This window comes from Roseovarius salinarum, from assembly GCF_002834145.1.
GTDB lineage: Bacteria > Pseudomonadota > Alphaproteobacteria > Rhodobacterales > Rhodobacteraceae > Roseovarius > Roseovarius salinarum.
In genome coordinates, this window is the sequence record NZ_PHNT01000005.1 from 135364 (window position 1) to 162279 (window position 26916).

Genomic DNA, 26916 nt, shown 5'->3' on the forward strand with positions numbered 1-26916 from the left:
CACATGTTGCGCCGCCACGGCCCGCGGGCCGAGTCGCAAGGAGTGTCCATGCCAGTCGTCGTTGTCGAATCCCCGGCCAAGGCCAAGACCATCAACAAGTATCTCGGCAACGATTACACGGTTCTGGCGTCCTACGGTCACGTGCGCGACCTGCCGGCGAAGGACGGCTCGGTCGATCCCGACAACGGCTTCGACATGACGTGGGAGGTCGACGCGGACAGCCGCAAACACGTCAAGGCGATCGCCGACGCGCTCAGGGACGACCCCCAGCTCATCCTCGCCACCGACCCCGACCGCGAGGGCGAGGCGATCAGCTGGCACCTCGAGGAAGCCCTGCGCAAGCGCCGCGCGATCCGCAAGGACACCGAAGTCAGCCGGGTCGTCTTCAACGCGATCACGGAATCGGCCGTGACCGAGGCGATGAAGAACCCCCGCGACATCGATTCCGACCTGGTCGAGGCCTACCTCGCGCGCCGGGCGCTCGATTACCTCGTGGGGTTCAACCTCAGCCCCGTCCTGTGGCGCAAGCTGCCCGGCGCGAAATCGGCGGGCCGGGTTCAATCGGTCTGCCTGCGCCTGATCGTCGAAAGGGAAATGGAGATCGAGGCGTTCCAGCCGCGCGAGTACTGGTCGGTCAAGGCACAGCTGACGACACCGCGCGGGCAGGCGTTCGAGGCGCGCCTGACCGCTCTGGCCGGCAAGAAGCTCGACAAGTACGATCTGGAAAACGAAACGCAGGCCGAGATGGCCGTGCAGGCGATCCGCAGCCGCGACCTGTCGGTCACGTCGGTCGAAGCGAAGCCCGCCAACCGCAACCCGGCCGCGCCCTTCATGACCTCGACGCTCCAGCAGGAGGCCAGCCGCAAGTTCGGCATGGGCGCGCGCCAGTGCATGTCGACCGCCCAGCGCCTCTACGAGGCCGGCTACATCACCTACATGCGCACCGACGGCATCGACATGGCACCGGAGGCGGTGCACGCCGCTCGCGACGCGATCCGTGACCGCTACGGCCCGGACTACGTGCCCAAGTCGCCGCGCATGTACAAGAACAAGGCCAAGAACGCACAGGAAGCGCACGAGTGCATCCGCCCGACCGACATGACGCGCGACGCCGGCGCGCTCAAAGGGGTGGAGCCCGACCAGCGCAAGCTCTACGACCTGATCTGGAAACGCACGCTGGCCTGCCAGATGGAAGCCGCGCGGCTCGAGCGCACCACCGTCGACATCGGCAGCGCGGACGGGCAGGTCGCCCTGCGCGCCACAGGGCAGGTGGTGCTGTTCGACGGTTTCCTGCGGGTTTACGAAGAGGGCCGCGACGAGCCCGCCGGCGACGACGACGACAAGCGCCTGCCCCAGATGGCCGAGGGCGAGGCGACCGAGAAGAGCGACGTCACGCCCGAGCAGCACTTCACCCAGCCGCCACCGCGCTACACAGAGGCGACGCTGGTCAAGAAGATGGAGGAGCTGGGCATCGGCCGGCCCTCGACCTACGCCAGCATCGTCACCACGATCCAGGAGCGCGAATACGTCCGCAAGGAAAAGAACCGGCTGATCCCCGAGGACAAGGGCCGGATCGTCACCGTGTTCCTGCTCAATTTCTTTCGCCGCTACGTCGGCTACGAGTTCACCGCCGAGCTGGAAGAGGAGCTTGACCGGATCAGCGCGGGCGAGCTGGACTACCAGAAGGTTCTCGCGCAGTTCTGGCGCGATTTCTCCGCCGCGATCGAGGAAACCTCGGAGCTGCGGATCTCGCAGGTGCTCGATGTCCTCGACGAAGCGCTGGCACCCACCCTCTATCCCCCGCGCGAGGACGGCACCGACCCGCGGATCTGCCCCCGCTGCGGCGAGGGGCGGCTGCACCTGAAAACCTCGCGCACCGGCGGCTTCGTCGGGTGCTCGCGCTACCCCGAGTGCCGTTACACGCGCCCGATGGGTGGTGGGGAGAACGATGCCGGGGACCGTGTCCTCGGCGAGGACCAGGGTGAGCAGATCCTGCTGCGCTCGGGGCGCTACGGGCCCTACGTCCAGCGCGGCGAGGCGACCGACGAAGTGCCCAAGCCGCCGCGCGCGTCGTTGCCGAAGGGGTGGGCGCCGGCCGAGATGGACCTGGAAAAGGCGCTCAGGCTGCTGTCTCTGCCGCGCGAGATCGGCGAACACCCGGAAGGTGGAACGGTGAAAGCCAACTTCGGCCGCTACGGGCCATACGTGATGCACCAGGCCCCGGAGGAGGCGAAACCGGTCTATGCCAACCTCAAGGATCCGTCGGACGTGTTCGAGATCGGCATGAACCGGGCGGTCGAGCTTCTGGCCGAGAAGCGCGCCAACCCGGGGCGGGGCGGGCGCGGCGCCGCCGCCAAGCCGCTCAGGGAACTGGGCGAACATCCCGAATCGGGCGGCCCGGTCAACGTGATGGACGGCAAGTACGGCCCCTACGTCAAATGGGACAAGATCAATGCCACCCTTCCCAAGGGCACGGACCCCGCGGATGTCACCATGGACATGGCCATGGAACTGATCGCGCAGAAGGCGGCGAAGAAGGGCAAGGGCCGCAAGACCCCGTCGCGCGGCAAGAAGGCGGCCAAGGGCTGATGACACCCGGGGCCAGGGGCGTCGCGGGCAGCGCTCCCCTGCCGCGCCGCAGCATTCCGTTTGACTCCGGGCAGGCCGCGGGCCACAACTTGCGCCAACCATGAACGCGAGGGGGAGTTTTCCATGAAAAAGGTCTATGGTTCGGCCGCCGAGGCGCTTGATGGGCTGTTGCACGACAACATGCTGATCGCCGCGGGCGGCTTCGGGCTCTGCGGCATACCCGAACTGCTGCTGGCGGCCATCCGCGATGCCGGCGTCAAGGATCTGACCTTTGCATCGAACAACGCCGGCGTGGACGACTTCGGCATCGGCATCCTTCTGCAGACGCGGCAGGTGAAGAAGATGATGTCGTCCTACGTGGGCGAGAACGACACCTTCATGCAGCAATACCTCAGCGGTGAGCTCGAACTGGAATTCAACCCGCAGGGCACGTTGGCCGAACGGATGCGCGCCGGAGGCGCCGGCATCCCCGGGTTCTACACCAAGACGGGCTACGGCACACAGATCGGCGAGGGCAAGGAGGTCAAGGAGTTCGACGGCGAACCCTACATCCTCGAACGCGGCATCTTCGCCGACCTGTCCATCGTCAAGGCGTGGAAGGCCGACACCACCGGCAACGCGATCTTCCGCAAGACCGCGCGCAACTTCAACCCGCCGGCGGCGATGTGCGGGCGCACCTGCGTGATGGAGGTCGAGGAGATCGTCGAGCCCGGTGAACTTGACCCCGACTGCATCCACCTGCCGGGCATCTACGTGCACCGGCTGATCCAGGGCGAGCACGAAAAGCGCATCGAGAAGCTGACGACGCGCGAAAGCTGAGGCCCGGATGACCGACGCGCGCGGCTTCCTGATCGTCATCGGCACCGCCAAGGCGGGCACCTCCGCGCTGTCCGCGTGGCTGGGTGCGCGCGAGGATGTCGTGCTAGGGCGGGTGAAGGAGCCGCGCTTCCTGTCGGACCTGGCCGAACGCGACTGGCACGGCCCGGGGGCCGAGCGCTTCCGCGCCACGATGATCACCGACGAGGCGGGATGGCTGGCCAATTTCGACAACAAGCCCGAAGCGGTCTGGGCGGTGGATGCCTCGACCGACTACTTGTGGTGCCCGGCCTCGCCCGACCGCATCGCGGCGCTGGCCGAACGTCACCCTGTCCGCCTCCTGTGCATCACGCGGGATCCCGTCGACCGGGCGATCTCGCAATACCGTCACACGCTGCGCGACGGTGCCGACGAATCGCTGGAGGCCGCGCTGGACGCCGAGGCGGGCCGGATCGCCGCGGGCTGGCAGCCGCTTTTCTGGCATGTCCGGCGCAGCCGTGTCGCCGCTGACCTGCACCGCTACGCGGACCGGTTCGGCGATTCCCTCATGATCGTCGATCATGACGAGCTTTCTGACCCCGACGCCGTATTGGCACGTGTGGCCCGTTTCCTTGACCTGCCGGAACGACCGCTGCAGGCGCCCGAACGGCAGAACCAGTCCGTGTTGCCGCGCAACCGGCTGGTGCAGGCGATCTGGTCCAGCCCCGCGCTAAGGGCTGTCGCGCGACGGTTGATACCCAAGGCCCTGCGCCATCGCGCCCACGAGGCCACGCACAGCGCCCGTGCCCTGCCCCGCCCGATCCGGCCGGCCGAAGTCGCGCGGCTGCGCGATGCCCTGGCCGACGAGATTGCCGAATGCGTTCGCAGCCCGCTCATCGAGACGTCGGGCTGGCGCACCGCCACCGCGGGGCCGTAGAATGCCCCGAAACGCCCCGAAACGTCACACGGAGGAGTGAACCCATGCCCTGGGACCGCAACGAAATGGCCGCACGCGCGGCGCAGGAGCTCGAGGACGGCACCTATGTCAACCTCGGCATCGGCATCCCGACGCTGGTGCCCAATTTCATCCCCGAGGGCGTCGAGGTGACGCTGCAATCCGAGAACGGGATGCTGGGCATGGGCCCCTTCCCGACCGAGGATGAAGCCGACCCCGACCTCATCAATGCCGGCAAACAGACAATCACCGAGCTGCCCTATACCTCGTATTTCGACTCCGCCACCAGCTTCGGCATGATCCGCGGCGGCAAGATCGCCATGGCGATTCTCGGCGCGATGGAGGTGGCCGAGAACGGCGACCTCGCGAACTGGATGATCCCGGGCAAGCTGGTGAAGGGCATGGGCGGCGCGATGGACCTCGTGGCCGGCGTGGGCCGCGTGGTGGTGGTGATGGATCACACCAACAAGGCCGGCGAATCGAAGCTGCTGAAGAAATGCACGCTGCCGCTGACCGGCACGGGCGTGGTCGACCGGATCATCACCAACCTCGGCGTGCTCGATGTCACGCACAAGGGGCTGCACATCCAGGAATGCGCGCCCGGCGTCAGCCGAGACGAGATCATCGAGAAGACCGAGGCGGCGATCGTGTGACCCGGGTCGCGCGGTGGCCTACTTGAGCGCCACCGCGAGCGCACAGCCGTCGGTGATCAATTCCGGCGGTGTCTGGCACAGGGCGGCGGCGACGCGATAGGCGGCCAGCACCTTGGGAACGTAGTCGCGCGTTTCGGCGAAGGGTGGCACCCCGCCGTGCGCGCGCACCGCCGATTCTCCCGCGTTGTAGCCTGCCAGCGCCAGTATCGCGTCGCCGTCAAATTCGTCGATCAGCCAGTCCAGGTAAGCCACGCCGCCCGCGATGCTGTCGGCCGGCGCGCGCCGATCCGTCACACCGAAGCGGTCCGCGGTATCCGGCATCAGCTGCATCAGGCCCAACGCCCCCTTCTCGCTCCGCGCGGCGGGGTCACCGCCGGATTCCACCGCGATCACCGCGAGCGCGAGCGCGGGCGAAACGCGCGTGCCGATCGTCGCGCGCAGCACATGCGCCCCCTGTTCGCGCGCGATCCCGCGCAACGACTCGAGGCGGGGCTGCGCGATCTTGCCCGGCGCAGCGGCCGAGAGACGCGAGAGCGCCGCCTTGAGGCGACGTGCAGCGCCCGTCTCCATGCCGTCGGGCACATCGGCCCAGAACCATGCGTGCCGCGATGGCGCGGGATCGGACAAGGCCGCAGCCGGCCCGGGCTGCTCCGCCGGTCCGTCCTGTGGGCCCGCCGGCTCGATCTGGACGTCGATCCGCTTTTTCGCGTCCGCCGCCGGCGGCTTGCCCATCTTGAAGGTGAAATCGGGGAAGGGCGGCGGATCCTCCGCCCGCGCAGAAAACGCGAATAAAACCGCCAACCCGGTGACCGGCCATATCGAATGCTTCATCCCGGTGCCTGCTCTGCCTCGGGTGGTTTCCGGCAGTATCGCAAATACCGGGTCAAACGAACAGCGACAATTGCCAGTAATGTGCGAAATCACCCGCTGAATCTGACGCAAAACTGGCTTGCGGGCAATTCTCGGAGCGCCGCAAAGCAGATTTAATCATTTATTTCCAATTGGTTATCATAGCCTGATCTGAAAAAATCGAAACGAACGGAAATCGCACCAAACGTGCCCGATTCCTGCCCGATTTCGCTGGCTATATCATACCCATCGCAACGCTGGACGGCCGAAACGAGAGAGGCGGCCACCACCCCCGGCGGAGCGGATGCAAACCTGAGTGACTGATCCTTTGGAGGGACCAAACCATGATGAAGTTTATCAACAAATTCCGCAAGGACGAAGACGGCGCTGTCACGGTTGACTGGGTCGTGCTGACCGCAGCCGTTGTGGGCCTGGGCGTCGCCGGCGTGGCCAGCGTGCAGTCGGGCGTTGCCGGTCTGGGCAGCACCATCTCGAGCAACGTGAGCGGCTCGGGCGTCGGCAGCTCGACCGAGGACGGCGGCTACTGATAGCCCCTCCGCCTGACGAAATCGCATCTGGCCGCAGATCACCGGATCTGCGGCCATTTGCCTTGCCAGGACCGCCGAAGCGACGGCGCCTTGAACAGGCGGTGGCGGTTTCCGGTGCACAGAAGGTGCTGTTCGGCCCGTTGCACAGCCGCACGCCAGACAAGGACAGCATCGCCATGAACCGGTTTCTGACAGCCCGCCTCGCCACGCGCATTCGGAACGATGACGGAACGGTTTCCGTCGACTGGATCGTTCTCAGCGCCTCGGCCATCGCGCTCGCCGCGACCAGCGTGCATCTCGTGTCCACGTCCGCGGAAAACGCGGCGGGGACGATCAAGGCGGAAGTGGCCAACGCGCCGCAACAATAGCACGGCCCTGCCCCGGGGCCGGACCGGGCGCCGCCCAAGCGGCGGGATATGCGTAATCCGATCACACGGGCACCCATGTTTCGCCACAATCGCGTGGCAGGTTGCCCGAGCCGTGGCGCCCTCAGGGGCCACACCGCAGGGGAACGGAAAGGAGCGCGACAATGCGCATGGTTTTCGGACTGGTTCTTGTCGTCGGCCTCGGGCTGGCGGGTTTCGCCGTCTACATGGCGAAGAACTACATTGACAGCTACCAGACACAGCTGGCGCGCGAACGCGCCCAGAACAAACAGGTCGAGACGGTGCAGGTCTTCGTGGCGAACCGCACGCTCAAGTATGGCCAGCCTCTCACCCCGGAGGACGTTCGCCAGGTCCTGTTTCCCAAACAGGCGCTGCCCGAGGGCGTGTTCCGGAAGAAGGACACCCTGTTCCCCGAGAGCGGGAACGAACGCCGGGTCGTCCTGCGCACGATCGAGAAGAACGAGGCGCTCAGCCGCGTCAAGATCACCGAGCCCGGCCAGGAGGCGGGGCTCACCTCGCGGCTCGACAAGGGCATGCGCGCCTTCGCGATCAAGGTCGACGTCTCCAGCGGCGTTTCGGGCTTCCTGCGGCCCGGTGACCGCGTGGACATCTACTGGACGGGTGAGCTCCGCGGGCTCGCCGAGGCCGCCGACGAGGACGTCACGAAACTGATCGAGACCGGCGTGAAGCTGATCGCGGTGGATCAGGTCGCCGACGACGACACCACCGGCGCGATCATCGCCCGCACGGTCACGGTGGCCGCCACGCCCCAGCAGGTGGCCGCGCTGGCGCAGGCCCAGTCCACCGGCCGGCTGTCGCTGTCACTCGTCGGGGCCAATGACGACACCGTCGCCGAGGCGATCCAGGTGGACCAGCGCAAGCTTCTCGGCATCGCGCGCGACGCGCCCGAACCCGCCCCCGAAAAGGAAGAGTGCACGATCCGCACCCGCCGCGGCTCGGAAGTGATCGAGATGCCGATTCCCTGCACCAACTGACACCGCATCGCCGCCCGGCCGAATGACCGCCGGGCGGCGCCATGTTTCCGGCCGGCGACAAAAGAATGGCCCAAAAGCCATTGATTCTTGAAAAAAATCCGAAATTGCCGCATGATGATGAAAATACCGGGCGGCAAGACCCGGACAACGAGGCGTGATCGAGAGGCAGGTCACATGAAATTGCGGAAACTTTTCAAGGCCTTGGCGCTTGCGTGCCTGTGTGCCGGGCCGCTTGCCGTGCCCGCGGGCGCAGAGACGCTGCACGTCGTGCGCAAGGGAACCGCGCGTGACCTGAGCGTTCCGATGAACCGAGCGGTCGTCGTCGAAAGCGATGTGCCTTTCGCGGAACTGAGCATCGCCAACCCCTCGATCGCCGATTTTTCCACCCTTTCGGATCGCACGATCTACGTCCTGGGCAAGGCGCCCGGCCGAACGACACTGACGCTGCTGGACGCGCAGGGCCAGCTGATCACCCATGTCACGGTACGCGTGTCCGCGGATGTCTCCGAGTTCAAGGAACGCCTGCGCCAGATCCTTCCCGATGAAAAGATCGAGGTCCGCACGGCCAACGACGGCATCGTGCTGTCGGGCACCGTCTCAAGCAAGTCCAACATGCAAAGCGCGCTCGACCTTGCCGAACGCTACGCGCCCGAGCGCGTGTCGAACCTGATGTCGGTGGCCGGGGTTCAGCAGGTCATGCTCAAGGTCCGCTTCGCGGAGATGCAGCGCAGCGTGTCCAAGAAGTTCTCGACATCCCTGGCGATCGACGGGTTCTCGACGCAGTCCGACAGCGGTGCCGGCCTGGCCACCAACAACCTGTCCACCGCCGGGCGGGGGGCCAGCATCTCGCCGGGAAGCAACACCGGGGCGGCGTTCTTCGGCCTCGACGCGGGCGCGGCGCAGGTGGGCATCCTGCTTCAGGCGCTGGAAGAAAAGGGCGTGGTGCGCACACTGGCCGAACCCAACCTGACCGCCCTGTCGGGACAGGAGGCACGGTTCCTGGCCGGCGCCGAGTACCCGGTCCCGGTCGCACAGGAAGGCGACGAAATCACCGTGGAATTCAAACCCTTCGGCGTGGAACTCGACTTCGTGCCCCGCGTCGTGGGGGACGGCGTGATCAACCTCGAACTCGCGGCCGCCGTTTCCGAACTCGACAACAACGCCGCCAACTCGATCCAGCTTGCAAACGGGCTTTCGATCCAGGGCTTCACGCGCCGCGAGACCTCGACCACCGTCGAGATGCGCGACGGCGAGAGCTTTGCCATCGCCGGGCTGCTCAAGGACGATTTCCGCGACAGCAGCGGCCAGGTGCCCTGGGTGGGCGACGTGCCCGTTCTGGGCGCGCTGTTCCGCAGCGCCGACTACCAGCGCGCGCAGACGGAATTGGTGATCATCGTTTCAGCGCACCTCGTGACACCCACGCGCGGCGAGGCGCTGACGCTGCCCACCGACCGCGTCAGGCCGCCCTCGGAGGCCGACCTGTTCCTCAACGGCCGGGTCGCGCGCGAGGCCGCCCCGCAGGGCGGGCCCGCCGGCGAAGTCGCCAAGCAGGATTTCGACGGCTCCTACGGCTACGTGATGGACTGACCCGATGCAGGTGCCCATGAAACATCTCCTGTCACTCGCCGCCGTCGCCGCGGTAGCCGGTTGCGGCACCGGCGATGTCTACCGTTCCTATTCCGAGGCGGGGTCGCTCGTTGACGGGGGCAGTTTCGGCACCGCGAACATGAACAACACACAGTTCATGACCGGCGAGAAACAGTACGTGCTCGACCTGTCGTCTCGGTTCGCCAACGAGGTGATGAGCACGGTGAACTTCGCCTTCAACTCCGCGCAGCTGGATGCCGGCGCCCGCGACACCCTGCGCGAGCAGGCGCACTGGATCCGTCAGTTCCCCGAGGTGCGGTTCCGGGTCTACGGCCACACCGACGCGGTGGGCAGCGCGGCCTACAACAAGCGGCTGGGGCTTCGCCGTGCACAGGCCGTGGTGCGCTTCCTGGGCAGCCAGGGCATCAGCAGGGACCGGCTCGAGGCCGTCGTTTCCTACGGCGAAACGCAGCCGCTGATCGTGGCCCAGGGGCGCGAGCGGCGCAACCGCCGCACCGTGACGGAGGTCTCGGGTTTCGTCAGGTCACACCCAACCGTCATGGACGGCCGCTACGCGGAGGTCGTCTACCGCGAGTACGTCAAGAGTGCCGCACCGGCATCTGAACTGATGATGGTGGGTGACGACGCAGGGGGCGAGGCGGCGCAGTAACCGCACCGGCAAGAGATGTGTGCGCACGCCCGAACAGTGGCATCCATCGTCCCGACACTTCGCACAATTTCGGTTTTTTAGCCCAAATGTTGCCCAGATTGTCAGCGACTTTCTGGACATAACGAAGAGTGAGTCCGGCCCAGACCGATGCAATCGCCAACGCCACCGTCGTCAGCGCTGCCATGGCGCTCGGCGGTCGCGGAAGCGCGGCAGACGTGTGAAAGGCCCGCCGGGCCGAAAGGATTTGACGAGTAGCGCCATGCAGCACCACGATCCGGATCCGATCACCGCGTGCACGATCAGCCGTGACGTGCAGAACTTTGATCTGCTGATCGAGGACATGGAAACCGCGCTCGGCGATTCCTGGGGGGATCTGGGGTTTTCCGAGTCGCTGGCCTTTTTCAAGCAGCCGGAGGCCGACGCCCTCGAATTCGTTGCGCTGGCCGTCGATGAGACCGACGAGGCCGACCTGCTGATGCTGGGCGAGATCATCACCGCCGCGAAGGCCAAGAACATCAAGGTCATCCTCATCGCCGAGGATGTCAGCCCGGCGGCCCTGCACCAGCTTCTGCGGCAGGGGGCGGACGAATTCGTTCCCTACCCTCTTCCCGAGAACGAACTGCAGGCAGCCATAGACCGCCTGCGGGCCCCCGCAGCCCCGCCGCAGGAGCCCGCACCGACGACCGCGCAGCAAGCGCCCGGCGGCGACAACCGCGACGGCGTTCTCATGGCGGTGCACGGGCTGGCCGGCGGCACCGGCGCCACGACGCTGGCGGTGAACCTCGGCTGGGAACTGGCGACCATCGAGAAATCGGACCCGCCCCGGGTTTGCATCATCGACCTCGACCTTCAGTTCGGATCCGTCGCCACCTACCTGGACCTGCCCCGGCGCGACGCCGTCTACGAGATGTGGTCGGACATGGAGTCGGTCGATGAAGACGTGTTCCGCCAGGCGCTGTCCTCCTATGAGGAGCGCATGTGGGTGCTCACGGCTCCGGCGGACATCCTGCCGCTGGACTTCATCACGCCCGAGGACGTCGGCCGTGTGCTCGAAATGGCCCGTGCGAGCTTCGACTACGTGCTCGTGGACGTGCCCACGACGCTGGTGCAGTGGAGCGAAACGGTTCTGACCTCGGCACATGTCTATTTCGCGACGCTCGAACTCGAGATGCGATCGGCCCAGAACACGCTCCGGCTCAAGCGCGCACTTCAATCCGAGGATCTGCCGTTCGACAAGCTGCGCTATTGCCTCAATCGCGCGCCCAAGTTCACCGACCTTAACGGCAAGGCACGCGTCAAACGCATGGCGGAAAGCCTCGAGATCGGGATCGAGTTGCAGTTGCCCGATGGCGGCCGGACAGTCGCGCAATGCGCGGACCACGGCAAACCGCTGGGCGAGTCCGCGCCCAAGAACCCGCTGCGCCGCGAGATCGCGAAATTGGCCCAGTCGTTGCACGCGCTGGGCCGCGATGACGCCGACGCCGCATAGAAAGGACGCCCGGCATGTTCTCACGCTACAAGAAGGCCGCGCAAACCGGGGCAAAGCCGGCGACGAAAGCCGCCGAAGGGCCGCCGGCCGAAGCCTCGGCGTCCACGGTGCAGGAGGCGCCACGTCAGATCCTGCGCCGTCCTCCCCAGGCGCAGCCCGCGAAGCCCGCGCCGCAAGACAAGGAACGCAAGCGCAAGGAGCGCCTGGCCGAAATCAAGCTGGAGCTTCACCGCTCCCTGCTCGACAACCTGAACCTGTCGGCGATCGAAACCGCCAGCGAAGCCGATCTGCGCGCCGAGATCGGGTCGATCGCCAACGAGGTGCTCGAGGAGAAGGGCATCGTGCTGAACCGCGAGGATCGCGGTCAGCTCACGCAGGAACTCTATGACGAGGTGCGCGGGCTGGGCCCGCTGCAGACACTGCTCAACGACGATACGGTCTCGGATATCCTGGTCAACGGGCCGCAACAGATCTTCATCGAGCGGGACGGCAAGCTGGAACTCAGCGATGTCACCTTCAAGGATGAAAAGCACCTGCTGCGCATCATCGACAAGATCGTCTCGGCGGTGGGGCGCCGCGTCGACGAATCCAACCCCTATGTCGACGCGCGCCTGGCCGACGGTTCGCGTTTCAACGCCATGGTGCCGCCCGTCGCGGTCGATGGCAGCCTCGTGTCGATCCGCAAGTTCAAGAAGGACAAGCTGGGTATCGACGACCTCGTGCGTTTCGGTGCCTTTTCCGAAGAGATGGCCGCCTACCTTCAGGCGGCGGTGGCCTGCCGGCTCAACGTGATCGTCTCGGGCGGCACGGGTTCGGGCAAGACCACGACGCTCAACGCGCTGTCGAGCTTCATCGACCATTCCGAACGGATCCTGACCATCGAGGATACGGCGGAACTGCAGCTTCAGCAGGTTCACGTCGGACGGATGGAAACGCGTCCCCCCAACGTCGAGGGCAAGGGCGAGGTCACGGCACGCGACTGTATCAAGAACGCCCTGCGGATGCGCCCCGACCGCATCATCGTCGGCGAGACACGCGGCGAAGAGGTGATCGACATGCTGCAGGCCATGAACACCGGCCACGACGGCTCGATGACCACGATCCACGCGAACAACGCCCGCGACGCCATCAGCCGCCTCGAAAACATGGTGGCCATGGCCGGAATCGAGATGCCGATCAAGGCGGTGCGCAGCCAGATCGCCAGCGCCGTCAACCTGATCGTGCAGGCCAGCCGCCTGCAGGACGGCTCGCGCCGGATGACCTCGATCACCGAGATCACCGGCATGGAGGGCGACGTGATCTCGATGCAGGAGATCTTCCGCTTCCAGCGCACCGGCATGACACCGGAAAACAAGATCGTGGGCCACTTCACCGGCAACGGCGTACGCTCGAATTACACGGAGCGGTTCAGGCTGTGGGGCTACGACCTGCCACCCGATATCTACGAACAGGTCTCGCCGGAGTGATGCGGAAATGACGCTTGGTGCGGAACCGATTATCTACGGGCTCATCTTCGTGGGCGTGCTCGTCCTCGTGGAAGGGCTGTACCTGACCGTCTTCGGCCGGTCGATCAGCCTGAACAACCGCGTGAACCGCCGGCTGGAGATGCTCGAGAAGGGCGGCCGGCGCGAAGAGGTGATGGAGCAACTGCGCAAGGAGATGCGCCAGCACCTCAAGTCGCAACGCGTGCCGCTCTACTCGATCCTGTCGGTAAAGGCGCAGAAGGCCGCGATCGCCTTTTCTCCCAAGCAACTGGTCATGATCATGGCCGCGCTTAGCGTGGTGGCCTTCATCGGGCTGACGCTGGGTACCGGCACCGCCCTGCCCGTCCGCCTTCTGGTCTCGGTGGCCATGGGCGTGGGCGGTGTTTTCATGTGGGTCAGCTCGAAGGCCAAGAAGCGCATGGGCCTGATCGAGGAGCAGCTGCCCGACGCGATCGAACTGATGGTGCGAAGCCTGCGGGTGGGCCATCCGTTCTCCTCGGCAATCAGCATCGTCGCCAAGGAAGTCGCCGATCCGCTGGCGACCGAGTTCGGCATCATCGCCGATGAGGCCGCCTATGGCCGCGAGATGGGTGACGCGCTCAAGGACATGGCCGAAAGGCTCGACTTGCAGGACCTGCGATTCCTTGCCGTGGCGGTCACGATCCAGCAGCAATCGGGCGGGAACCTTGCCGAGATCCTGGCCGGACTGGCCCGGGTGATCCGCGCGCGCTTCCGGCTGTTCCGAAGGGTCAAGGCCCTCACGGCCGAGGCAGCATGGTCGGGCAAGTTCCTTTCGGGGTTCCCCTTCGTGGCGCTCGTGGGCATCAACATCCTCGACCCGCACTACTACGATGAAGCGATGGAGCACCCCTTTTTCGTGCCGGCCTGCCTCGTCGTGGGTGTTTTCCTCGTCGCCAATCTGGTGGCGATGCGCATTCTCACCAACATCAAGGTCTAGGGGGCACGCGGAACCATGATGCAGATCCTGACCGACATGCTTGGCCCGTTCGGACCGCTGATCGCAGTGGGCACGCTGGGCGTGCTGATGATCCTGCTGACCCTGCCGTACCTGCTGAACGGGCGGAATGACCCGCTCGAAAAACTGAAGAAATCACAGGAACCCGACAGGAAGACCTCCGGCGACCAGCAGAGGCTGCGCGCGTCGGGACGCAACGACAAGCTGGACAAATACGCCAGCTTCCTCGAGCCGCAGGATGAACAGCAGCTTTCGGCAATCCGCACCACGCTGATGCAGGCGGGTTACCGTCACCGCGACGCGGTGCGTTATTTCCACTTCGCGCAGTTCGCCCTCGGGTTGGGGCTCCTTGTCGCCGGCGTGACCTACTACCTGCTGTTCAAGTCCGGGGGCGAGACATCGACGCAGCAGATGATCCTCTACATCCTCGGCCCGGCGGGCGTGGGATATTACCTGCCGAAATACTGGGTCACCAAGCGCCAGCAGGAGCGGCAGGAGGAAATCACCAACGGCTTTCCGGACGCGCTGGACATGATGCTTGTCTGCGTCGAGGCGGGGCAGTCCATGGACCAGGCGATCATCCGCGTGGCGCGCGAAATCCGCAACTCCTTCCCAGCGTTGTCGGAGGAATTCGAGATCGTCGCCTACCAGATCAAGGCCGGGCGCGACAAACCGGCCGTGCTGGGCGAGTTGTCGGAACGATGCGGGGTGCAGGACGTCTCGAGTTTCGTCACCGTGCTGGTCCAGTCGCAGACCTTCGGAACCTCGATCGCGGAGGCGCTGCGCGTCTACGCCGGCGAAATGCGCGACAAGCGCGTCATGCGCGCCGAGGAAAAGGCCAACAAGGTGCCCACGAAGATGACACTGGCAACGATGATGTTTACAGTGCCGCCATTGCTGATCATCCTGGTCGGCCCGTCGGTGCTGGGCATCATGGAGCTGATGGAGATGTCCAAGTAGGCCCGGGAAACGCATGGCACGCAGGTTCGCCGCCGTTCTGTCCGCCGCCGCCGCGCTCGCTGCATGCGACGCGGCACCGGCACCGCCTGACAAAAGCGGCCCCTTCGCCCCCGGCGTGGCCCGCAGCGGACAAACGGTGGACCCGATGGTGGTGGGGCACCGCCTGGTGCGCGCGGGCGAGCACGAGGCGGCGCTCGATGCCTTCGAACGCGCCGCCGTGGATCGCGGCATGACGCACGACGTGTTGACGGCAATGGGCAGCGCCAACATCGGTCTTGGCCGGCTGGGCGAAGCCGAGCGGCTGTTGCGCCGCGCGATCGAACGCGACGACACGGCACCCCAGGCCTGGAACAACCTCGGCGTCGTGCTGATGGAAAAGGGAGAGACCGCCGAGGCGGCAGAGGTGTTCCGCCGCGCCTTCGCCCTCGACAACGGCGCGAGCACGGCGATTCGCGATAATTTGCGCTTGGCCCTCGAAAAAAACGAAAATTCCTATTATGATGACGACAGCGAACAAGAATACAAACTGGTACGGCGGGGCAGCAGCGACTTCCTGATCCGCCAGATACCGTGACGAGGCGAGAGCAGCAAAGGACGCGAAATGCGCCACTCCATCCTCCTGACCCTGTGTGTGGCGGGCACGCTTGCCCTGTCCGCCTGCCAGAAACCCGGCGGCAACGACGTGGACCGCGCGTTCCAGAACGTCAACGTGGTCGATGAAACGAACCTGAACGACGTCATGCTCGAGGTGGCCGACCCCAACGAGGCCGTCACCTATTTCCAGCGCGCCAGCAAGGAACAGCCCGATCGCATCGACCTGCGGCGCGGGCTGGCCAAATCCCTCGTCCGCGCCAAGCGCCATGCCGAGGCCATTTCCGCCTGGAAAAAGGTCAACGCGCACGAGGACGCCACGCACGAGGACAAGGTGGACCTGGCCGACGCGCTGATCCGAAACAATGACTGGGACAAGGCGGACGCGGTTCTCGACGAGGTGCCGCCGACGTTCGAGACGTACAAGCGCTACCGGCTGGAGGCGATGGTCGCCGACAGCAACAAGGAATGGGACAAGGCCGACAGCTTCTACGAAACCGCCGTCGGACTGACCACGAAACCGGCCGGCGTCCTCAACAACTGGGGGTATTCCAAGCTGACCCGCGGCGACTACGCCGAGGCCGAGAAGCTCTTTGCCGATGCCATCCGCCAGGACGATTCGATCTTCACCGCCAAGAACAACCTGATCCTCGCGCGCGCGGCCCAGAAGAAATACGCCATGCCGGTCCTGCCGATCGACCAGACCGAACGCGCGCAACTGCTTTACACGATGGGGCTGTCCGCCGTGAAACAGGGCGACACGGAGATCGGCAAGGGACTCATGCGCGACGCGATCGAAACCCACCCGCAACACTTCGAAGCCGCCGTGCGCAGCCTGCGCGCGCTCGAGCAGTCCTGAAGCGCCTGAGGTTCGGAGCGCACGCATGGCCCTGCAGATCACCGGCACCGAGGCGCTCTGGTTCCTGCCCTTCGTCCTGCCCATCTGTTTCTGGGTCGCCTGGAGCGACCTGAGCCGCATGCGCATTCCCAACAAGGCGGTGCTGGCGCTGGTCGGCGTTTTCGTCGCCGTGGGGCTTCTGGCGATACCGCTGTCGGACTATCCGTGGCGGCTTTTGCATCTGGCCGTGGTTCTCGCGGCAGGCATCATCGCCAACGCCGCGGGGCTGATGGGCGCAGGGGATGCCAAGTTCGCCGCCGCCGCCGCCCCCTTCATCGCCTTGGGCGACGTCGTGCTGCTTTGCATCATCTTCACCGCGAGCCTTCTCGCCGCGTTCGCCACGCACCGCCTGGCCAAGCACACCGCGCTGCGGCGGCTGGCGCCGGACTGGGAGAGCTGGTCACGCGGCCGGGACTTCCCGATGGGGCTGGCGCTGGCGGGCACACTGGCGATCTACCTCGGCCTTGGCGCGGCCTACGGCAGCTGAGGCAGCGCGCCGCTTGATCGCCCGCATGCAACCATAATTTCTGCATCTTTCGCCGCGATCCTTCCGCTACGGGTAGCCCCGGCAAGGCCGCCTTACCGAACAAGCTCGACCGGAGAGTTCCACGGCAATGAACATGCAAGCGCCCAAAGGCGGCGTGCAGCCGCCCCCGACGCCCGCCACGCTGCAGGACATAAACCTGCCGCCGGTCATGATGCGCGACATCCTGCTCAAGACGATCTTCCGCAAGAACGTCGATACCGTCACCGACATCGCCGCGACCATCTGCCTGCCGACGGCGGTCACGCAGGAACTCATCGACATGGCGCGCGGCCAGCAGTTGCTGCAGGCGACGGGCACGCTCAATGCCAACTCGGGCAACGAGATGGGCTATGACCTCACCGATGCCGGCAAATCGCGCGCGCTGGATGCGCTTTCGCAATCGGAATACTTCGGGGCCATGCCGGTGCCGCTGTCCGACTACGCGGTGCAGGTCAAGCGCCAGTCGATCCGCGACAACAAGATCACGCGCGAACAGCTGCAGCAGGCAATGGGCCATCTGGTGCTGCCCAAGGACCTGCTCGACAATCTCGGTCCGGCCGTCGGCGCCGGCCGTTCGATCCTGATGTACGGCCCCCCGGGCAACGGCAAGTCGTCGATCTCCAACGGCATCCGCGACGCGATCGGCGATCACATCTACGTGCCGCGCGCGATCGAGTACTCCGGGCAGGTGATAACGGTTTACGACCCGATCGTGCACACCGCGGTGGACCAGGGCGGCGACGACCCCAACGCCCTGCGCCGGCGCCGCACCTTCGACGCACGCTATGTGCGCTGCGAACGGCCAACCGTGGTGACGGGGGGCGAATTGACGCTCGACATGCTCGACCTGGTCTACAATCCGACGGCGCGGACCTATCAGGCGCCGCTGCAGCTGAAATCGACGGGCGGCATCTTCATCGTCGACGACCTCGGCCGCCAGACGGAGCCGCCGCAGAACCTGGTCAACCGTTGGATCGTGCCGCTGGAAGAAAGCAAGGACATCCTGGCCCTGCAATCGGGCGAGAAGTTCGAGGTGCCCTTCGACACGCTGGCGATCTTCTCCACCAACTTTCATCCCAACGAGATTTTCGACCAGGCCGCGCTGCGCCGGATCTTCTACAAGATCAAGATCGACGGCCCCTGCCAGGAGGATTTCCTCAAGATCTTCGCGCTGGTGGCCCGCAAGAAGAAGATTCCGCTGGACGAAAAGGCGCTGTTGCACTTGCTCCAGAACAGGTATCCCGAGATCGGCAACGTCTATGCCAATTACCAGCCGGTTTTCCTGATCGACCAGATGATCGCCATCTGCGAGTTCGAGGGAATCCCCTATCAGATGACACCGGAACTGATCGACCGGGCCTGGGGCAACATGTTCGTCCGCGACGAGACGATCGTGAAGTAACGCATCGCCCGCCGCTGCGCGCACGTCCCGTCGCAAGGCCCGGCCAGGAACTTTGTGAAAATCCGTTTCCGGTGCCTACATCACCGGGATGGACCGGTTGCCCGATTCCCTCTCCGACTGGCTCGCCGCGCGCGGCTGGGCGTTGCACCCCCACCAGCGCGAGATGCTCGCGCGGGCGGGCGAACCGGCGCTTCTGCTGATCGCGCCCACCGGCGGTGGCAAGACGCTGGCGGGGTTCCTGCCCACGCTGGCCGAGCTGGCGGAAGCGCCCCGACAGGGCCTGCACACGCTCTACGTCTCGCCACTCAAGGCGCTGACAGCGGACATTCGCCGCAACCTCGAAACCCCCATCTCCGAGGCCGGGCTGCCGATCCGGGTGGAGGACCGCACCGGCGACACGCCGTCTTCGGCAAAGCGGCGCCAGCGGGCTGATCCGCCACAGATCCTGCTGACGACGCCCGAAAGCCTCGCGCTCATGACAAGCTACCCCGACGCGCCACGCATCTTCGCGGGGCTCGAACGGGTGGTGATCGACGAAATCCACGCAATGGCGGAATCAAAGCGCGGCGACCAGCTGGCGCTGGCGCTGGCGCGGCTGGACGCGCTGTGCCCCGGGCTGCGCCGGGTGGGGCTGTCGGCCACCGTCGAGGATCCGCAGGACGTCGCACGCCTGCTGGCCCGCGCGCCGAACCGATGCGCCGTGGTCGAGGCCGATCCCGGCCCGGCGCCCGACATCGCCATGCTGGAAACCGACGCCGCCCCGCCCTGGGCGGGTGGCGGCGCGGCGCATGCCGTCGATGCCGTGCTGCAGCAGATAAAATCGCACCGGACGACGCTGGTTTTCCACAACACCCGCGCACAGGCCGAGATCTTCTTCCACAATCTGTGGCTGGCCAACGACGCGGGCCTGCCCATCGGAATCCATCACGGCAGCCTTGATCGCGACCAGCGCGCGCGCGTCGAGGCCGCGATGGCCCGTGGTGACCTGCGCGCCATCGTCTGCACCGGCAGCCTGGACCTCGGCATCGACTGGGGCGACGTCGATCTGGTGATCCAGGTGGGCGCGCCCAAGAACGTCAAGCGGCTGGTGCAGCGGATCGGGCGGGCCAACCACCGCTACAACGCCCCGTCCAGGGCGCTGCTGGTGCCGGCCAACCGCTTCGAGGTTGTCGAGTGTCACGCCGCCTTGCAGGCCGTCCGCGCCCGCGCGCTCGATGGCGCCCCGCGCGGGCCGGGGCCGCTCGACGTGCTGTGCCAGCACATCCTGATCGCCGCCTGCGCCGGGCCGTTCGATGCCGACACGCTTTTCGACGAGGTCACCACCGCCGGCCCCTATGCCGGCCTCTCGCGCGCCGATTTCGACGCCTGCCTCGATTTTTGCGCCACGGGGGGCTACGCGTTGCGGGCCTACGATCAGTGGCGGCGGCTGAAACAGGGCGGCGACGGCCGCTGGCATCTGCGTGACCCGCGCGCGGCGCGGCTGATCAGGATGAACATCGGCACGATCCAGGACAGTGACACGGTGGCGGTGCGCATGAAGCGCAGCCGCGGCGGACGACCGTTGGGCGAGGTCGAGGAAGGCTTCGCGGCCACGCTGACCCCCGGCGACACCTTCCTGATCGGCGGCCAGACGGTGCGCTTCGAAAGCCTGCGCGAGATGACGGTCGAAGTCAGCCGCGACCGGGGCCGCCCGCCCAGGATCGCGACCTTCATGGGCACGAAGTTCGCCACCTCGACGCAGCTGTCCGACCGGATTCTTGACAAGCTGGCGCAGGACGACTGGCCGGATCTGCCGGCCCACACGCGCGACTGGCTCGCGCTGCAAAGGGAGTTGTCGCACCTGCCGCGCCGGGGCCGCCTGCTGGTCGAAAGCTTCCCGCACGCGGGCCGCGCGCACACCTGCGTCTACGGCTTCGCCGGGCGCAACGCGCAACAGACACTGGGGCTGTTGCTGACCAAGCGGATGGAGGAAACCGGGCTCGCGCCGCTCGGGTTCGTCGCCACAGACTATGCCACGCTGATCTGGGGGCTGGAACAGGTCACCGATCCCGCCCCGCTGGTGGAGCCTGACGCGCTGCGCGAGGGGTTGGAGCGGTGGCTGCAGGGCAACGCGGTGATGAAACGCACCTTCCGCGCCTCGGCCACCATCGCCGGGCTGATCCAGCGCAACGCGCCCGGCACGCGCAAGTCGGGGCGCCAGGCGACGTTTTCCTCGGACATCCTGTACGACACTCTGGCGAAATACGACCCGGACCACCTGCTGATGCGCGTCACCCGCACCGAGGCGATGCGCGGTCTCGTCGATTTCGGGCGCATCGAGGAGATGCTGGCACGGGTTGCCGGCCGGATCGACCACGCAACATTGCCGCGCGTCACGCCGCTGGCCGCGCCACTGCTTCTGGAGGCCGGCCGCACCCCGGTGGAGGGCGCGGGGACCGAACGGCTTCTGACCGAGGAAGCCCGAAAGCTGATGGCCGAGGCCGGCTTGGCGCCCTGAGACCGGCGACGCGCGCGCCCACGGGCCACGCCGGGCTTGCATCGCCGCGCGCACCGCGCGACAAGAACGCAGCATGAACGGTTACGATTTCACCCTTGCAGGCGCGCGTCTGGTGGCGTTGGGGTCGGGGGCGCTGCACTGGCCCGCCCGCGGGTTGCTGTGCGTCTCGGACCTGCACCTGGGCAAATCCGAACGCCGCGCACGCCGGGGCGAGCCTCCGCTGCCGCCCTACGAGACCCGCGACACGCTGGCCCGGCTGGAGGCGGACCTGCGCGGCACCGGGGCGGGCACCGTCATCTGCCTGGGCGACAGTTTCGATGACAGCGCCGCCGCCGCGGCACTGTCGGAGGACGAGAAGCTCTGGATCGCGTCGCTGCAGGCCGGCCGCAGGTGGGTCTGGATCGAAGGCAACCACGACCCCGGCCCGGTGGACCTGGGCGGCACCCACATTGCCGAGATGCCCATGCCGCCGTTGACCTTCCGCCACGTCGCCCAGCCGGGCGCGAGCGGCGAACTTTCGGGGCACTATCACCCCAAGGTCACGCTGACCCTGAGGGGCGGTCGCATCACGCGGCGGGCTTTCCTGATCGACGGTGACCGGGTGGTGATGCCGGCCTACGGCACCTATACCGGCGGCCTGAGAAGCGATGACGCGGTATTGACGGACCTGATGCGCGACGAGGCCCTGGCGGTCCTCACCGGTCCGGTGCCATGCCCCATCCCGATGCGGCGGTGATCATCCGGACCCGGCGATCTCGGTGACCTGGGCATGGTACCGCCGGCTGACGGGCACCCGGTCGCCGTTGTGCAGAACCGCCGTTGGACGGCCGTTGTCGTCGTGTTCCAGTGCAACCACGGCGCTCACCGCCACCCAGTGCGACCGGTGGGTGCGCAGGCCGTCGACGGGCTCCATCTCCTCGATGGCGTCGGCAAGCCGCATGCGCAACCGATCGGTGCCCGCCTCGGTCACGACCTCGACGAAATGCCCGTCCGCCGCCAGGCGCAGCACGGGGCCGCGGCTCTCGTGCCTGAGTCGGCGATGCAGCCGCGGTTCGCGCGGCGTATCCGATGCGGCAACGGGGTTGAGGTAGCTGCCCGGTTCAAGCCCGGGGATCAGCCGACGCCCCACGAAGACGGCCAGCGACAGCACCGCGACATGCAACAGCGTGCGCCAGATGCCGCCCCCCTGCTCCAACCCGGGCAGCATGAACAAGCGCTTGCAGATCCAGGCCCAGGGGGTGAAAACCGTGGTCATCATCACGATCGCCGTCACGTCGAAGAGAAGCGGCCGGGTCTGCGACACAAGCGCCGCTGTCACGGACCGCACGGCATAGCCGAGCAGGATCCCGCTCGTGACGATGATCGCCCAGTACGCCACGCGCGCAACCGGCGCCATCAGCCAGTCGGTGCCGAATGGCTGGGCCAGCACGGCGATGACGATCAGGATCCCCCAAAAGAAAACCGTCAGCGGCGACAGGATCGTCTGGAAGGTGTCCGACAGGGACGCGCGAATTCTTTTCCAAAGCGAAATCTGCACTCGAAACTCCACACCATAAACTTGCAATACCAAAATCTCGTTCGTGCATAATAATATAGCGCTGGCGCGACGCAACGCGATGTTGTGTGATCGGGGCCGCAGGCAATAACAGGGAGACGCGGCAGATGACCCCCGATGACGAGGGACGCATCCGCGCCAGCTTCGAGGCGCAGTCCATGATGCAGACGCTGGGCGCACGTCTGACCGGGCTTGGTCAGGGCACCGCGCAGATCGAGGCGCCGATCCTGCCCGGCAGCCGCCAGCAGCAGGGCTATGCCCATGCCGGATTGACCTTCGCGATCGGCGACAGCGCGGCGGGCTATGCCGCGCTGACGGTAATGCCGCCCGATTGCGAAGTGCTGACCGCCGAGATGAAGATCAACCTGCTCACCCCCGCCGCCGGCCCGGTGCTTGTTGCGCGCGGCCGTGTGATCAAGCCGGGCCGGCGGCTGGTCGTGGTGCAGGCGGAGGTACATGCGCGGCCCGACGACGGGGCCGAACGCCAGGTGGCGCTGCTGACGGGCACGATGATCCCGGTCGAGACGGGCTAGAGCAGGCCGGCCGCCCGCGCGGCGGGCTTGCATGAGCGGCTGACCGGAATCGCGGCCCCGTCCGACATCTCGATCAGGTCGCGGCTGCCGTTGCGCCTGTGCCCCCGGGCGTGCCGGATCGAGATCCAGTGCGAGCGGTGGACACGCAGACCGCCGGCCCCCTCCAGTTCCGATTCGGCGTCGGCCAGTCGCAGCAGGATCAGGGCCTGCCCGGCCTCTGTCACGACCAGAAGGTAGTGATCCTGCGCCTCGATGCGGATCAGCGGCCCCCGCTTGTCGAGCGGCAGACGGCGCTGGAACGCGTCCGCGGGCGATGGCGGCGGGGCGGTCGTTTCCCGCGGCGCCCGCACGGGCTGCAACAGCCGCGCCGCCGCCTCGACAAGCACCGTGACAAGGGCGACCAGCCCGACGATGTAGGCCAGGTCACGCCACCCGCCCCAGCCGAGGAAGACGGCCGCGTTGATACCGTGGATCGCGAGCGCGAGCACGAAGGAGAAGCCGAGGCGCGCCACCGCGCCCCGCCACCCCGAAAGCCCGGACGAAAGCCGCACCGCCAGCACGCCCAGACACACCGACAGCCCCACGATCCCGGTCCAGTAGGCCAGTCGCGGCACAGGCGCGAGCGCCTCGAGGGTGCCGAAGGGCCCCGCCACCCCCGCGAGCACGCTCAGGATCGCCCAAATTCCCAGCGGCAGTCGCCAGCGGTGCAGTTCACGAAGCGCAGATTGCATGCCGCGTCACCCACGTAGCCGGTTTCCGTTTCGCGCAACCGGTCTGGCGCGCTTCGAAGCGACCGGTCCATGACGGCACCAACCCAACCCGAACGCGCACAGGGGATGACACGCCATGACACTCGATCCGCTTCTCAATAGCACGGCCGCGATCCAGCTTCACGCCTTCACCGCGCTCGGCGCGCTCGCGTTGACCGGGGCAATATTCGCAGTGCCCCGCGGCCGGCGGGCGCACCGCATCCTGGGCTGGACATGGGTGATCGCGATGGGTGTGATCGCCGTCAGCAGTTTCCGTATCCACACCATCGGACAGTTCGGGCCGTTCAGCCTGATTCACGGGCTGTCGGCGGTCACGCTGGCGGGGCTGGCCTACGGCGTTTACGCGGCCCGCCGCCGCCGCGTGCGCGATCACCGGCGAACAATGCTGCAACTGGTCTGGTTCGCGCTTATCGGCGCAGGCGCTTTCACGCTGCTGCCGGGACGGGTGATGCACGCCGTGCTGACCGGCGGCTGAGGGCGCGGACCCGCGACCGGCCCGCGCCGAAATGGTCTCAGGCCGTCAGCCCCTCGGGCTCTGACAGACCGTTGGCGCGGCAGCAGGCGGTCACGGTGTTGGCCAGCAGGCAGGCGATGGTCATCGGCCCCACGCCGCCGGGAACGGGGGTGATCGCCCCGGCAACCTGGGCCGCGCTGTCGAAATCAACGTCACCCACCAACCGCGTCTTGGGCGTGCCGTCCTCGTTCATGCCCTTTTCAGGTGCCTCGACCCGGTTGATCCCGACGTCGATCACCGTCGCGCCCGGCTTGATCCAGTCGCCCGGGACCATGCCCGGCCGGCCCACCGCGGCCACCACGATGTCCGCGCGGCGCACGACCTCGCCGATGTCGCGGGTGCGGCTGTGCGCGATCGTCACCGTGCAGCTGTCGCGCAGCAACAGCTGTGCCATCGGCTTGCCCACGATGTTGGAGCGGCCGACGACCACGGCCTCCTGTCCCGACAGGTTGCCGAGCCGGTCGCGCAGCATCATCAGGCAGCCCAGCGGCGTGCAGGGCACCATGGCCTTCTGGCCCGTGGCAAGCAGCCCGACGTTGGAGATGTGAAAGCCGTCGACGTCCTTGGCCGGGTCGATGGCGTTGATGACCAGATCGGCGTCGATGTGATCGGGCAAGGGCAGCTGCACGAGGATGCCGTGCACCGAAGGGTCGTTGTTCAGCCGCTCGATCAATGCCAGCAGATCAGCCTGTGGCGTATCGGCGTCAAGCCGGTGTTCGTAGGACTCCATCCCGACCTCGACGGTCTGCCTGCCCTTGTTGCGCACGTAGACCTGGCTGGCCGGGTCCTCGCCCACCAGCACCACGGCAAGCCCGGGCGTGATCCGGTGGTCTTCCTTCAGCCGCGCGACGTGATGCGCCACCTTTTCGCGGACGGTGGCCGCGAAGGCCTTGCCGTCGATGAGTTCCGCAGTCATCTCAATCCTTCCTCGCAGATCCCGCTTCGCGCCCCCGCCACGGTCAAACACGGCCATGGCGGGGGTGCAACCCGGCCGGGGCCGGTCAGAACAGCCCCTCGACCTCGCCGGTCTCGTTGAGGCGGATCGACTCGGCGGCCGGTTTGCTGGGCAGCCCGGGCATCGTCATGATCTCGCCGCAGATGACCACGACGAACCCCGCCCCGGCGCTCAGCCGGACCTCGCGGATGGGCAGGGTGTGCCCGGCGGGGGCGCCGCGCAGGTTCGGATCGGTGCTGAAGGAATACTGCGTCTTGGCCATGCAGACCGGCAGATCGCCAAAGCCCGCGTCTTCCCACGCCTTGAGCTGATCGCGCACCTTCTTGTCGGCGATCACCTCGTCGGCGCGGTAGATCGACTTGGCGATGCGGTCGATCTTCTCGAACAGCGGCAGGTCGTCGCGATAGAGCGGCGAGAACTGCGAGACCCCGCTGTCGGCGATCTCGGCCACGCGCCGGGCCAGCTCCTCGGTGCCCGCCGAGCCCTCGGCCCAGTGCTTGCACAGGATCGCCTCGGAGCCCTGGGTTTCGACGTAATCAAGCACCGCCTGGATCTCGGCGTCGGTGTCGCCGGCGAAATGGTTGATCGCCACGACCACGGGCACGCCGAAGGACTTGAGGTTGCCGATGTGCCGGCCAAGGTTGGCGCAGCCCTGTTCGACCGCCTCGACGTTCTCCTCGCCCAGGTCGCCCTTGGCCACGCCGCCGTTCATTTTCATCGCGCGCACGGTGGCCACCAGCACGACGGCATCGGGCGCCAGCCCCGCCTTGCGGCACTTGATGTTCATGAACTTCTCGGCGCCCAGGTCCGCGCCGAAGCCCGCTTCGGTCACCACGTAATCGGCCAGCTTGAGCGCCGTCTTGGTGGCCATGACCGAGTTGCAGCCGTGCGCGATGTTGGCGAACGGCCCGCCGTGCACGAAGGCGGGGTTGTTCTCCAGTGTCTGCACGAGGTTGGGCTGCATCGCGTCCTTCAGCAGCACGGTCATCGCGCCGTCGGCCTTGATGTCACGGCAGGTCACCGCCGTGCGGTCGCGGCGGTAGGCCACGATGATGTCGCCCAGCCGGCGCTGCAGGTCCTCCAGATCGGTCGCGAGGCACAGGATCGCCATGACCTCCGAGGCCACGGTGATGTCGAAGCCACCCTGCCTGGGGAAGCCGTTGGCGACCCCGCCCAGCGACACGACGATGTCGCGCAGCGCGCGGTCGTTCATGTCCATCACCCGGCGCCAGGCGACGCGGCGTTCGTCGATGTCCTGGTCGTTGCCCCAGTAGATGTGGTTGTCGATCATCGCCGCCAGCAGGTTGTTTGCGCTGGTGATCGCGTGGAAATCCCCGGTGAAGTGAAGGTTCATGTCCTCCATCGGCACCACCTGCGCATATCCGCCGCCCGCGGCGCCGCCCTTCATGCCGAAACAGGGGCCGAGGCTGGCCTCGCGGATGCAGATCGCGGCGTTCTTGCCGATACGGTTGAGCCCGTCACCCAACCCCACGGTGGTCGTGGTCTTGCCCTCGCCCGCCGGGGTCGGGTTGATCGCGGTCACGAGGATCAGCTTGCCATCCTCTCGTTCCCGGAGGCTGTCGATGAACTCCTGGTCGACCTTCGCCTTGTCGTGGCCGAAGGGCAGAAGGTGATCGGACGGGATGCCCAGCTTGTCTCCGACCCGCTGGATCGGCTGCTTCTTGGCGTCGCGCGCAATTTCGATGTCGGACTTGAAACTCATGGTCTATCCTCGTGCT

At 66.7% G+C, this 26916-nt stretch carries 26 protein-coding genes; 21 read left to right on the plus strand and 5 right to left on the minus strand.

The annotated features are described in order from the left end of the window. The first annotated feature begins 48 nt into the window (after positions 1–48). From topA to CEF10_RS07100, 4 genes are all read left to right on the plus strand, one after another. Positions 49–2589, plus strand: a complete 2541-nt coding sequence (gene topA, locus CEF10_RS07085) for a type I DNA topoisomerase (protein ID WP_101067429.1) — start codon at positions 49–51, stop codon at positions 2587–2589. A 123-nt stretch (positions 2590–2712) separates the two neighbouring features. After that, on the plus strand, positions 2713–3408 hold the full coding sequence (locus CEF10_RS07090; protein WP_101067430.1) for a CoA transferase subunit A: 696 nt from the start codon (positions 2713–2715) through the stop codon (positions 3406–3408). 7 nt (positions 3409–3415) lie between these two features. After that, entirely contained in the window at positions 3416–4321 is a 906-nt protein-coding gene (locus CEF10_RS07095) for a sulfotransferase (protein ID WP_101067431.1), read from the plus strand. 44 nt (positions 4322–4365) lie between these two features. Continuing rightward, entirely contained in the window at positions 4366–4992 is a 627-nt protein-coding gene (locus CEF10_RS07100) for a 3-oxoacid CoA-transferase subunit B (protein ID WP_101067432.1), read from the plus strand. Between the two features lie 18 nt (positions 4993–5010). On the opposite strand, the gene CEF10_RS07105 is transcribed toward CEF10_RS07100, so the two are convergent. Then, positions 5011–5823, minus strand: coding sequence for a lytic transglycosylase domain-containing protein (locus CEF10_RS07105; protein WP_101067433.1), 813 nt, complete (start codon positions 5821–5823; stop codon positions 5011–5013). A 362-nt stretch (positions 5824–6185) separates the two neighbouring features. On the opposite strand from CEF10_RS07105, the gene CEF10_RS07110 reads away from it, so the two are divergent. From CEF10_RS07110 to pdeM, 15 genes are all read left to right on the plus strand, one after another. Continuing rightward, positions 6186–6389: a Flp family type IVb pilin gene (locus tag CEF10_RS07110; protein ID WP_101067434.1), complete on the plus strand. Its 204-nt coding sequence runs from the start codon at positions 6186–6188 to the stop codon at positions 6387–6389. A 125-nt stretch (positions 6390–6514) separates the two neighbouring features. Further along, on the plus strand, positions 6515–6757 hold the full coding sequence (locus CEF10_RS07115) for a hypothetical protein (RefSeq protein WP_157932972.1): 243 nt from the start codon (positions 6515–6517) through the stop codon (positions 6755–6757). A 161-nt stretch (positions 6758–6918) separates the two neighbouring features. Further along, complete coding sequence (gene cpaB, locus CEF10_RS07120; RefSeq protein ID WP_101067436.1) at positions 6919–7770, plus strand: Flp pilus assembly protein CpaB; 852 nt, start codon at positions 6919–6921, stop codon at positions 7768–7770. 174 nt (positions 7771–7944) lie between these two features. Then, positions 7945–9357 carry a type II and III secretion system protein family protein gene (locus CEF10_RS07125; RefSeq protein ID WP_101067437.1) on the plus strand — a complete coding sequence of 471 codons (1413 nt, stop codon included), beginning with the start codon at positions 7945–7947 and terminating at the stop codon, positions 9355–9357. A 16-nt stretch (positions 9358–9373) separates the two neighbouring features. Then, entirely contained in the window at positions 9374–10027 is a 654-nt protein-coding gene (locus tag CEF10_RS07130) for an OmpA family protein (protein WP_101067438.1), read from the plus strand. Between the two features lie 259 nt (positions 10028–10286). Continuing rightward, entirely contained in the window at positions 10287–11516 is a 1230-nt protein-coding gene (locus CEF10_RS07135; protein ID WP_101067439.1) for an AAA family ATPase, read from the plus strand. A 14-nt stretch (positions 11517–11530) separates the two neighbouring features. Beyond that, complete coding sequence (locus CEF10_RS07140) at positions 11531–12982, plus strand: CpaF family protein (RefSeq protein ID WP_101067440.1); 1452 nt, start codon at positions 11531–11533, stop codon at positions 12980–12982. Positions 12983–12989: 7 nt separating this feature from the next. Next, positions 12990–13958, plus strand: a complete 969-nt coding sequence (locus CEF10_RS07145; RefSeq protein ID WP_101067441.1) for a type II secretion system F family protein — start codon at positions 12990–12992, stop codon at positions 13956–13958. Between the two features lie 15 nt (positions 13959–13973). Then, a complete protein-coding gene (locus tag CEF10_RS07150; protein WP_101067442.1) occupies positions 13974–14936 on the plus strand; it encodes a type II secretion system F family protein in 963 nt (320 codons plus the stop codon). Positions 14937–14949: 13 nt separating this feature from the next. Beyond that, complete coding sequence (locus CEF10_RS07155; protein WP_101067443.1) at positions 14950–15510, plus strand: tetratricopeptide repeat protein; 561 nt, start codon at positions 14950–14952, stop codon at positions 15508–15510. A 27-nt stretch (positions 15511–15537) separates the two neighbouring features. Beyond that, positions 15538–16386, plus strand: a complete 849-nt coding sequence (locus CEF10_RS07160; RefSeq protein ID WP_101067444.1) for a tetratricopeptide repeat protein — start codon at positions 15538–15540, stop codon at positions 16384–16386. A gap of 25 nt (positions 16387–16411) precedes the next feature. Further along, the gene (locus CEF10_RS07165; protein WP_101067445.1) at positions 16412–16912 is read left to right on the plus strand and encodes a prepilin peptidase; all 501 of its coding nucleotides are present in this window, start codon (positions 16412–16414) and stop codon (positions 16910–16912) included. A 127-nt stretch (positions 16913–17039) separates the two neighbouring features. Next, positions 17040–18353 carry an ATPase gene (locus CEF10_RS07170; RefSeq protein ID WP_101067446.1) on the plus strand — a complete coding sequence of 438 codons (1314 nt, stop codon included), beginning with the start codon at positions 17040–17042 and terminating at the stop codon, positions 18351–18353. Between the two features lie 88 nt (positions 18354–18441). After that, the gene (locus CEF10_RS07175; RefSeq protein WP_101067447.1) at positions 18442–20850 is read left to right on the plus strand and encodes a ligase-associated DNA damage response DEXH box helicase; all 2409 of its coding nucleotides are present in this window, start codon (positions 18442–18444) and stop codon (positions 20848–20850) included. Positions 20851–20923: 73 nt separating this feature from the next. Then, on the plus strand, positions 20924–21586 hold the full coding sequence (pdeM, locus tag CEF10_RS07180; protein WP_101067448.1) for a ligase-associated DNA damage response endonuclease PdeM: 663 nt from the start codon (positions 20924–20926) through the stop codon (positions 21584–21586). Here the strand turns inward: pdeM and CEF10_RS07185 are convergent, their stop codons facing one another. After that, positions 21587–22387 (minus strand): LytTR family DNA-binding domain-containing protein, encoded by an 801-nt coding sequence (locus CEF10_RS07185; RefSeq protein WP_101067449.1) that lies wholly within the window; start codon positions 22385–22387, stop codon positions 21587–21589. It abuts the gene before it with no gap. A 125-nt stretch (positions 22388–22512) separates the two neighbouring features. Between CEF10_RS07185 and CEF10_RS07190 the strand changes: the two genes are divergently transcribed. Continuing rightward, positions 22513–22938, plus strand: a complete 426-nt coding sequence (locus tag CEF10_RS07190; protein WP_101067450.1) for a PaaI family thioesterase — start codon at positions 22513–22515, stop codon at positions 22936–22938. Here CEF10_RS07190 and CEF10_RS07195 read toward each other — a convergent pair. Then, positions 22935–23669 carry a LytTR family DNA-binding domain-containing protein gene (locus tag CEF10_RS07195; protein WP_101067451.1) on the minus strand — a complete coding sequence of 245 codons (735 nt, stop codon included), beginning with the start codon at positions 23667–23669 and terminating at the stop codon, positions 22935–22937. The genes CEF10_RS07190 and CEF10_RS07195 overlap by 4 nt on opposite strands. Before the next feature lie 115 nt (positions 23670–23784). On the opposite strand from CEF10_RS07195, the gene CEF10_RS07200 reads away from it, so the two are divergent. Further along, a complete protein-coding gene (locus tag CEF10_RS07200) occupies positions 23785–24183 on the plus strand; it encodes a DUF2306 domain-containing protein (RefSeq protein WP_101067452.1) in 399 nt (132 codons plus the stop codon). Between the two features lie 37 nt (positions 24184–24220). Here CEF10_RS07200 and folD read toward each other — a convergent pair whose 3' ends face one another. Both folD and CEF10_RS07210 read right to left on the minus strand, forming a co-directional pair. After that, a complete protein-coding gene (gene folD / locus CEF10_RS07205) occupies positions 24221–25138 on the minus strand; it encodes a bifunctional methylenetetrahydrofolate dehydrogenase/methenyltetrahydrofolate cyclohydrolase FolD (protein WP_101067453.1) in 918 nt (305 codons plus the stop codon). Between the two features lie 85 nt (positions 25139–25223). Continuing rightward, a complete protein-coding gene (locus tag CEF10_RS07210; RefSeq protein WP_101067454.1) occupies positions 25224–26900 on the minus strand; it encodes a formate--tetrahydrofolate ligase in 1677 nt (558 codons plus the stop codon). Positions 26901–26916 lie beyond the last annotated feature (16 nt).

Bases quoted from the DNA above. Each gene is read 5' to 3' on its own strand.
- CEF10_RS07095 (WP_101067431.1), top strand. From the start codon at position 3,416: ATGACCGACGCGCGCGGCTTCCTGATCGTCATCGGCACCGCCAAGGCG.
- CEF10_RS07135 (WP_101067439.1), top strand. From the start codon at position 10,287: ATGCAGCACCACGATCCGGATCCGATCACCGCGTGCACGATCAGCCGT.
- CEF10_RS07110 (WP_101067434.1), top strand. From the start codon at position 6,186: ATGATGAAGTTTATCAACAAATTCCGCAAGGACGAAGACGGCGCTGTC.
- CEF10_RS07190 (WP_101067450.1), top strand. From the start codon at position 22,513: ATGACCCCCGATGACGAGGGACGCATCCGCGCCAGCTTCGAGGCGCAG.
- cpaB (WP_101067436.1), top strand. From the start codon at position 6,919: ATGCGCATGGTTTTCGGACTGGTTCTTGTCGTCGGCCTCGGGCTGGCG.
- CEF10_RS07145 (WP_101067441.1), top strand. From the start codon at position 12,990: ATGACGCTTGGTGCGGAACCGATTATCTACGGGCTCATCTTCGTGGGC.
- CEF10_RS07160 (WP_101067444.1), top strand. From the start codon at position 15,538: ATGCGCCACTCCATCCTCCTGACCCTGTGTGTGGCGGGCACGCTTGCC.
- pdeM (WP_101067448.1), top strand. From the start codon at position 20,924: ATGAACGGTTACGATTTCACCCTTGCAGGCGCGCGTCTGGTGGCGTTG.
- CEF10_RS07195 (WP_101067451.1), bottom strand. From the start codon at position 23,669: ATGCAATCTGCGCTTCGTGAACTGCACCGCTGGCGACTGCCGCTGGGA.
- topA (WP_101067429.1), top strand. From the start codon at position 49: ATGCCAGTCGTCGTTGTCGAATCCCCGGCCAAGGCCAAGACCATCAAC.
- CEF10_RS07165 (WP_101067445.1), top strand. From the start codon at position 16,412: ATGGCCCTGCAGATCACCGGCACCGAGGCGCTCTGGTTCCTGCCCTTC.
- CEF10_RS07175 (WP_101067447.1), top strand. From the start codon at position 18,442: ATGGACCGGTTGCCCGATTCCCTCTCCGACTGGCTCGCCGCGCGCGGC.
- CEF10_RS07125 (WP_101067437.1), top strand. From the start codon at position 7,945: ATGAAATTGCGGAAACTTTTCAAGGCCTTGGCGCTTGCGTGCCTGTGT.
- CEF10_RS07210 (WP_101067454.1), bottom strand. From the start codon at position 26,900: ATGAGTTTCAAGTCCGACATCGAAATTGCGCGCGACGCCAAGAAGCAG.
- CEF10_RS07200 (WP_101067452.1), top strand. From the start codon at position 23,785: ATGACACTCGATCCGCTTCTCAATAGCACGGCCGCGATCCAGCTTCAC.
- CEF10_RS07105 (WP_101067433.1), bottom strand. From the start codon at position 5,823: ATGAAGCATTCGATATGGCCGGTCACCGGGTTGGCGGTTTTATTCGCG.
- CEF10_RS07090 (WP_101067430.1), top strand. From the start codon at position 2,713: ATGAAAAAGGTCTATGGTTCGGCCGCCGAGGCGCTTGATGGGCTGTTG.
- CEF10_RS07100 (WP_101067432.1), top strand. From the start codon at position 4,366: ATGCCCTGGGACCGCAACGAAATGGCCGCACGCGCGGCGCAGGAGCTC.
- CEF10_RS07150 (WP_101067442.1), top strand. From the start codon at position 13,974: ATGATGCAGATCCTGACCGACATGCTTGGCCCGTTCGGACCGCTGATC.
- folD (WP_101067453.1), bottom strand. From the start codon at position 25,138: ATGACTGCGGAACTCATCGACGGCAAGGCCTTCGCGGCCACCGTCCGC.
- CEF10_RS07170 (WP_101067446.1), top strand. From the start codon at position 17,040: ATGAACATGCAAGCGCCCAAAGGCGGCGTGCAGCCGCCCCCGACGCCC.
- CEF10_RS07130 (WP_101067438.1), top strand. From the start codon at position 9,374: ATGAAACATCTCCTGTCACTCGCCGCCGTCGCCGCGGTAGCCGGTTGC.
- CEF10_RS07140 (WP_101067440.1), top strand. From the start codon at position 11,531: ATGTTCTCACGCTACAAGAAGGCCGCGCAAACCGGGGCAAAGCCGGCG.
- CEF10_RS07155 (WP_101067443.1), top strand. From the start codon at position 14,950: ATGGCACGCAGGTTCGCCGCCGTTCTGTCCGCCGCCGCCGCGCTCGCT.